This window comes from Nocardia asiatica NBRC 100129 (assembly GCF_000308415.1).
In the GTDB taxonomy this organism is placed as follows: Bacteria; Actinomycetota; Actinomycetes; order Mycobacteriales; family Mycobacteriaceae; genus Nocardia; species Nocardia asiatica.
In genome coordinates this window covers 1-5,864 of the sequence record NZ_BAFS01000260.1, presented here as the reverse complement: position 1 = coordinate 5,864, position 5,864 = coordinate 1, and the positions used below count along the sequence as shown (strand labels likewise).

General features: G+C 65.9%; 7 protein-coding genes. All 7 read left to right on the top strand.

Going from position 1 to position 5,864, the window contains the following annotated elements; translation table 11 throughout:
* Positions 1 to 33: 33 nt before the first annotated feature.
* Complete coding sequence (locus ON27_RS25120) at positions 34 to 258, top strand: hypothetical protein (RefSeq protein ID WP_043732852.1); 225 nt, start codon at positions 34 to 36, stop codon at positions 256 to 258.
* Positions 259 to 260: 2 nt separating this feature from the next.
* Positions 261 to 446, top strand: a complete 186-nt coding sequence (locus ON27_RS25115; RefSeq protein ID WP_373282790.1) for a hypothetical protein — start codon at positions 261 to 263, stop codon at positions 444 to 446.
* A gap of 293 nt (positions 447 to 739) precedes the next feature.
* Positions 740 to 1,615 (top strand): MlaE family ABC transporter permease, encoded by an 876-nt coding sequence (locus ON27_RS25110; RefSeq protein WP_373282789.1) that lies wholly within the window; start codon positions 740 to 742, stop codon positions 1,613 to 1,615.
* A 2-nt stretch (positions 1,616 to 1,617) separates the two neighbouring features.
* Positions 1,618 to 2,481, top strand: coding sequence for an ABC transporter permease (locus ON27_RS25105; RefSeq protein WP_043732850.1), 864 nt, complete (start codon positions 1,618 to 1,620; stop codon positions 2,479 to 2,481).
* A gap of 7 nt (positions 2,482 to 2,488) precedes the next feature.
* Entirely contained in the window at positions 2,489 to 3,958 is a 1,470-nt protein-coding gene (locus ON27_RS25100; RefSeq protein WP_043732849.1) for an MlaD family protein, read from the top strand.
* Entirely contained in the window at positions 3,955 to 4,977 is a 1,023-nt protein-coding gene (locus ON27_RS25095) for an MlaD family protein (RefSeq protein ID WP_043732847.1), read from the top strand. The genes ON27_RS25100 and ON27_RS25095 overlap by 4 nt, the downstream gene beginning before the upstream one ends.
* Positions 4,974 to 5,864: MlaD family protein (locus ON27_RS25090; RefSeq protein ID WP_043732845.1), on the top strand; the 891-nt coding region annotated here is incomplete at its 3' end. The genes ON27_RS25095 and ON27_RS25090, both read left to right, overlap by 4 nt.

Sequence of the window (5,864 nt, the reverse complement as noted above, 5' to 3'; positions counted from 1 at the left end):
CGGCGCGGATCGAGCGAAAGGATGCATCGACGCATGCTCAAGAAACTGGACCGAATACTCGGTTACGAGATGAAGGTGTCCGAGTTCCTCGGCACCCTCATCATCATCGGTATTCCGTATGGGCTGGTCGGGGTGATCTGGACCCTTACCCACACCAGTCATCTGCGCGATATGCACGGCCTCGACCTGGTCGTGTCGTTCCTCGGGTCGATCGTGTGCTGGCCGGTGCTCACCTTCGCGAATGTGTGCATGACCTGATGATGGCTCTGGTATGGCTCATCGACGTTCTGGTGATCGTGGTCAAGATCCTCGGTGGGCAGATGAAAGTCAATCCCGTTCTCCGCTTCGGACTTTGGGTGGCCGTGCTCGGTCTGCTGGCGGCGGGCTGTGTGGTGCTGGTGGCCCTCGTGGTGCTGCTGCAACGTTGGCTGGAAGGTCTCGCCTAGTCGACTCGCGACCAGGCCGCCGCCAGATGAGAAGAATAGCTAGTTACTTACAGCTGCGCTCAACTTTCGACTGATTCTTTTCCGCTACCCCTTGACAGAATCTTTGCAGTTCAGAGGATATTTGTATGCGGGAGTCGGTATCAGCGGCGGGTCGTCGGCAGATGGCAGAGAAGAAATACTCGATCACTTAGAACTTGTACCGCGTCTGTGAGGTGTGCAACACTGCACACGCTCCGCACCATCGAGGGGCGGCCGCTGGCGGCGGACGGGAAATCGGAAAGGAACGGCCACCGGTGACTGCCTCGCTGCGAACACCAGCCGACGAGCGACCGCCAAGGGAACCGGGCGAGCTCGAGAAGATCATCGACAGCGCCTCGGGATTGTGGCGACGCCACCCCCAGCGCTCGCTGGAGACGCTGGGCCGCCAGGTCACTCTGGGCCGTGAAGCGATTGTGCAACTGTTCGTCTCGCTGGTGCGGGGAAGGTTTCCCTACCAGGAGTTCATCAAGCAGTGCGCGTTCATGGCCAGCGTATCGGCGGCGCCGACGGTGTTCGTGGCCATCCCGATCGCCGTCGTGGTCTCCATCCAGGTCGGCGCTCTCGTGAACCAGGTCGGCGCGACGACGTTCATCGGCGCGGTCGCGGGCTTGGGCATCATCCGGCAGGGCGCGCCGCTGGTCTCGGCGCTGATGGTCGCCGGCGCGGTCGGTTCGGCGATCTGCGCCGATCTGGGGTCGCGAACCATCCGGGAGGAGATCGACGCGATGCGGGTGATGGGAGTCGACCCGGTCCGTCGCCTGGTCGCGCCCCGCCTCGCGGCAGCGGTCCTGGTGAGCGTATTGCTCTGCGGCTTCGTGGTTTTCGTCGGTTTCGCGACCGCTTACATGTTCAACGTGTACGCCCAGTCCGGGACGCCGGGCTCGTTCATCAGCTCGTTCGCGTCCTTCGCGGTGGCCGACGACCTGATCATCGCGTTGGTCAAGGCCGCGATCTTCGGGGTGCTGACCGCGGTGATCGCCTGCGACATCGGCTTGCACGCGCACGGCGGCCCGGGGGGCGTGGCGAACGCGGTGAACTCGGCGGTGGTCAGCTCCGCGCTGATGCTGTTCGCCACCAACATCATCGTGACCCAGGTGTACAACACGCTGTTTCCCGCGAAGGTCGTGTGAAGATGGCGAGCAGTTACACACCCCCGGCGCTGAAACCGCTGCACAGTGTCGGGCAAGCCGCACTCGGGCCGGTCCGCGCCAATCAACGTGTGGGGCATCAGGCCATCACGTTCTTCCAAGCGCTGATCGCCATTCCGTTCGTCCTCAAGCACTATCGCCGTGAGGTGGCCCGGCTCACCGCCGATGTCGGCTGGGGCAACGGCTCGCTCATCGTGGGCGGCGGCACGATCGGTGTCGTCGTCATCCTGTGCGCGTTCGGCGGCATCATCGTCGGGATGGAGTCGTTCACGGCTCTGAACCTGCTCACGATGTCGCCGCTGACCGGCGCGATCTCCGGTTTCGCGACCACCCGCGAGCTCGCGCCGATCCTCGCCACCCTGGCTTTCGCGATTCAGGCGGGATGCCGGTTCACCGCTCAACTGGGCTCGATGCGGATCTCCGAGGAGATCGATGCGCTGGAGTCGATCGCCATCCGCCCGCTGCCGTATCTGATCAGCACGCGCATGATCGCCGCCACCCTGACCATCGTGCCGCTGTACAGCATCGGTCTGGCGACCGCGTACCTGACCACCAAGCTCACGGTGCTCTTGCTGGGCGGCACCGCGGCAGGCACCTACGATCACTACTTCTTCCAGTTCCTGATCGGTACGGACGTCTTCTTCTCGCTGCTCAAAGTAGTGGTGTTCGTGATGCTGTCGACGTTCATCCAGTGCTACTACGGCTACGTCGCCACCGGTGGCCCGGAAGGCGTCGGGGTCGCGGCCGGACGTGCCATCAAGATGGTGATCGTCGTGATGGTGTTCGCGAATCTCTTTCTGACGCTGACCATCTGGGGCATCGATCCCGGATTCCGGATTTCGGGGTGAGACGAGCATGATCCTGGATCCCAGCGGCCGTGGGCCGACGGCCAAGCAGTTGACCCTCGCCGGACTGGCGGTGCTGACCACGATCGCGGTTCTGCTGTACCTGCTGGCGCTGCGCTACACCGGGTACTTCGAGGACAAGGTCCCCGTGACCATCGTGCTGACCAGCACCGGCGACGGCCTGCCCGGCCGGGCGGATGTCAAGTTCCGCGGGATGGTCGTGGGCCGGGTGGCGGGAGTCGACGTGGTGGCCCGCGGCGCCGAGCAGCAGGCCGCCGTCGACCTGAAACCCGATGTCGCCGCGACGATTCCGGCGAACGTCACCGCACGGGTGATTCCGAACAACCTGTTCGGCGTCACCGCGATCGAACTGCTCGACAACGGACCCGAAACGAGAACGCTGCGGGCGGGCGCGACCATTCCGGAGGACACCGGCAGCGAGACGGTGGCCTTGCAGACCACGCTGAACGTCCTGCGCAACGTGCTGCAGAACATCCAGCCGGAGAAACTGGGCCGGGTGCTGGCCACCCTCTCGGCGGCGCTGGACCCCGCGGCGCGCGTGCCCGGCTCGACGGTGGAGCGCTTGGACAACTGGCTGACCGAGATCAGGGCGACGCCGGGCATCGACGCACTGTTCGGCGATCTCGGGCGAGCATCGATCGCGCTGAGCCAGTCGGCTCCCGAACTGGTCGGAGTGCTCTCGGAATCGGTGACCACCGCCCGGACGCTGGCCGAGCGGCGCTCGAAACTCATCGACCTGCTCGCCACCGGAAACGCGACGGTGGACTCGGTCAACGCGCTGTTCGCCCGCAATCCCGACGCGGGCAAGTTCCTCGTCTCCGGCCTGGACGACCTGTTCGGCAGCCTGGCCAGGGATCCGGAGGCCATTCCCTACACGGCCGCCAATCTGAACGTGGCGTTGCAACGGCTGGCTACCACCTTCCACTTCGGTCCGGCCAAACAGATGGTGTGGAAGATGGACGTGTCGTTCACGCCTTTCCAGCAGTACACGGCACAGGACTGCCCCCGGTACGGTGACCTGTACGGCCCCCGCTGTGGCGGCGCCACAGTGCCCGAGGCGGCGCCCGAGCAGAACTATCCGCCGCAGCTGATGCCGAGATGGCTGGACGCGGCGGGGCCCGCGCCGGTGCAGGCACCGCCGGGGCCGCTGGGCGCCATGGGGCTCGTGCTGCCCAGCCTGCCCGCCATTCCCGGTCTTCCCTTCATTCCGGGCCTGCCGTCCATTCCCGGTCTCTCGCCCGCGCCCGCTCCCGTCGCACCGCCGGACCCGGTCGCACCGGCCGCCCCCGACGGGCAGGCCCCCCACGCACCGGCACAGCCGATCGCGCTGCGCGGGTCCGACGCCGTGGCGGCGATCGTCGGAACGCGGCCGACCGTGGCGCAGTACCTGCTGCTGAGTCCGGTCCTGGCAGGCGGATCGGTCACCGTCACCGCCGCCGACGAGGGAGGGCGCAAGTGAAATCAGCCAAGGCGCTGCTGGGCTTCAGCTTGTTCGCGGTGGTGGCGGTGGCGCTCACTTTCACCATCTGGTCCACTTTGCAGCGGTCGGTCGATGGCGACACGCATCGCTATTCGGCGGTCTTCTCGGATGTCCTCGGCCTGCGCGTCGGGGACGACGTGCGGATGGCGGGGGTGCGGGTCGGGCGCGTCGACGAGATAGATTTCACCGACGGCTACCGCGCCAGGGTCGATTTCCGGATCGACGAACGGCAGCGCCTGACCACCACGACGAAGGCGCTGGTGCGCTACCAGAACCTGATCGGACAGCGCTACATCGCGCTCGCGCCGGGCAAGGAAGCGGGCACCGTGGTCGCGGCGGGGGCGCAGATTCCCCTGGAGCGAACCGAGCCCTCGTTCGACGTGTCGGCGTTGCTGTCCGGGTTCGAGCCGTTGTTCAGCGTGCTGCAGCCGGACCAGGTCAATTCCCTGTCCGAGACGCTGATCCAAGCCCTGCAGGGCAACCAGGTGTCGCTCAGCAGCCTGATCACCCAGGCCGCTGAGCTGGCGGGCACGTTCGGGCAGCGCGACGAGATCCTCGGCGAGGTCCTGAGCAATCTCAGCTCGGTGCTCAGCGGTCTGGCCAACCGCAGCGGCGAGCTGGAGACGCTGCTGACCCAGGCCAGGGCGCTGGTCGAGGCGCTCTACTCGCAAGGGGAGAGTCTCAAGCACTCGGTCGACCGCGTCGCCGCGACGACCGACTCGCTGACCCGCCTGATCATGCAGGTCAAGCCGGGATTGTCGAAGGCGCAGAACGACGCCACCACCGGTGTCGCGTTGCTGCTGCTCAACGGCGCTTCCCTGGACCGGGCCGCGGTCGAACTGCCCGGCGTCCTCAACGGCGTCGCCCGCTTCACCAGCAACGGCGCCTACGGCAACGCGTATCTGTGCAGCCTCGACGTGTCCCTGTGGGGCGTGCTGTTCCCGCCGGGGCTGTTCTCCCAGGTGGGCGGCAACTCACATTCGGAGGTGTGCCGATGAGTAACGGCTTCCCCTGGCCGGGATTCCTGCGCAATCGATATCTGCGGCTCGGCCTGATCGCGGCGGGCACAGTGGCGGCGCTGCTGATCGGATCGAGTGTCTTGACCCAGGCTCGCTTGGGAGACAGGACGATTCACGCCGAATTCGCTCAGGCCGCCGGTCTGCGTCCCGGTGCGACAGTGGACGTGTCGGGAATCGAAGTCGGTGCGGTGCACGCGGTTCGGCTCGACGGCGACAAGGTCCTGGTGGATCTGAAGGTGCGCCGCGATCTTCGCCTCGGCCCGGACGCGCGTGCCGCCATCAAGATGTCGACGATCCTCGGCCGCCTGCACGTGGACCTGGTGCCGGGAGACGGAAAGGGGCTGCCCGGCAACCGCATCCGCATCGAGAACACCTCGGTGCCGTACAACCTGAGCAAAGTGATCCAGGACCCGAAGTACAAGAACTCCTTCGAACGCATCGAACGCCTCGATCCGCAGAAACTTCGCCAGGCGCTGGACCTGGTCGACCAGCAGATGGGTGAGTCCCCGCAGCTGGCGGTCCAGGCGCTCGACAGCATCGGTGCGCTCGCGAAGGTGGTCACCGATCGCCGGGACGAGGTGGACTCGTTGCTGAAGAGCATGGATCAGGTGTCCCAGCTCGTCTCCGACAATCAGAACAGCGTGCTGCTGTTGCTGACTCGCGGCGAAGCGATCGGCACCGCCGTCCAGAAGCGGCAGGATCTGCTGAAGCAGTTGCTCGACAACGTCGCTGCCCTGTCGCGATTGCTGCAGGAGATGGGTCTGGAGAACAACGGCCAGCTCGCGCCGCTGATCCACGACCTGAACACCATGTCGGAAGGGTTGGCGAAGAACCGCGACAACCTGGACCGGCTCTACGAGAACATG

Coding starts and splice junctions, on each gene's coding strand:
- ON27_RS25120 (WP_043732852.1), top strand. CDS start 34: ATGCTCAAGAAACTGGACCGAATACTCGGTTACGAGATGAAGGTGTCC.
- ON27_RS25115 (WP_373282790.1), top strand. CDS start 261: ATGGCTCTGGTATGGCTCATCGACGTTCTGGTGATCGTGGTCAAGATC.
- ON27_RS25105 (WP_043732850.1), top strand. CDS start 1,618: ATGGCGAGCAGTTACACACCCCCGGCGCTGAAACCGCTGCACAGTGTC.
- ON27_RS25100 (WP_043732849.1), top strand. CDS start 2,489: ATGATCCTGGATCCCAGCGGCCGTGGGCCGACGGCCAAGCAGTTGACC.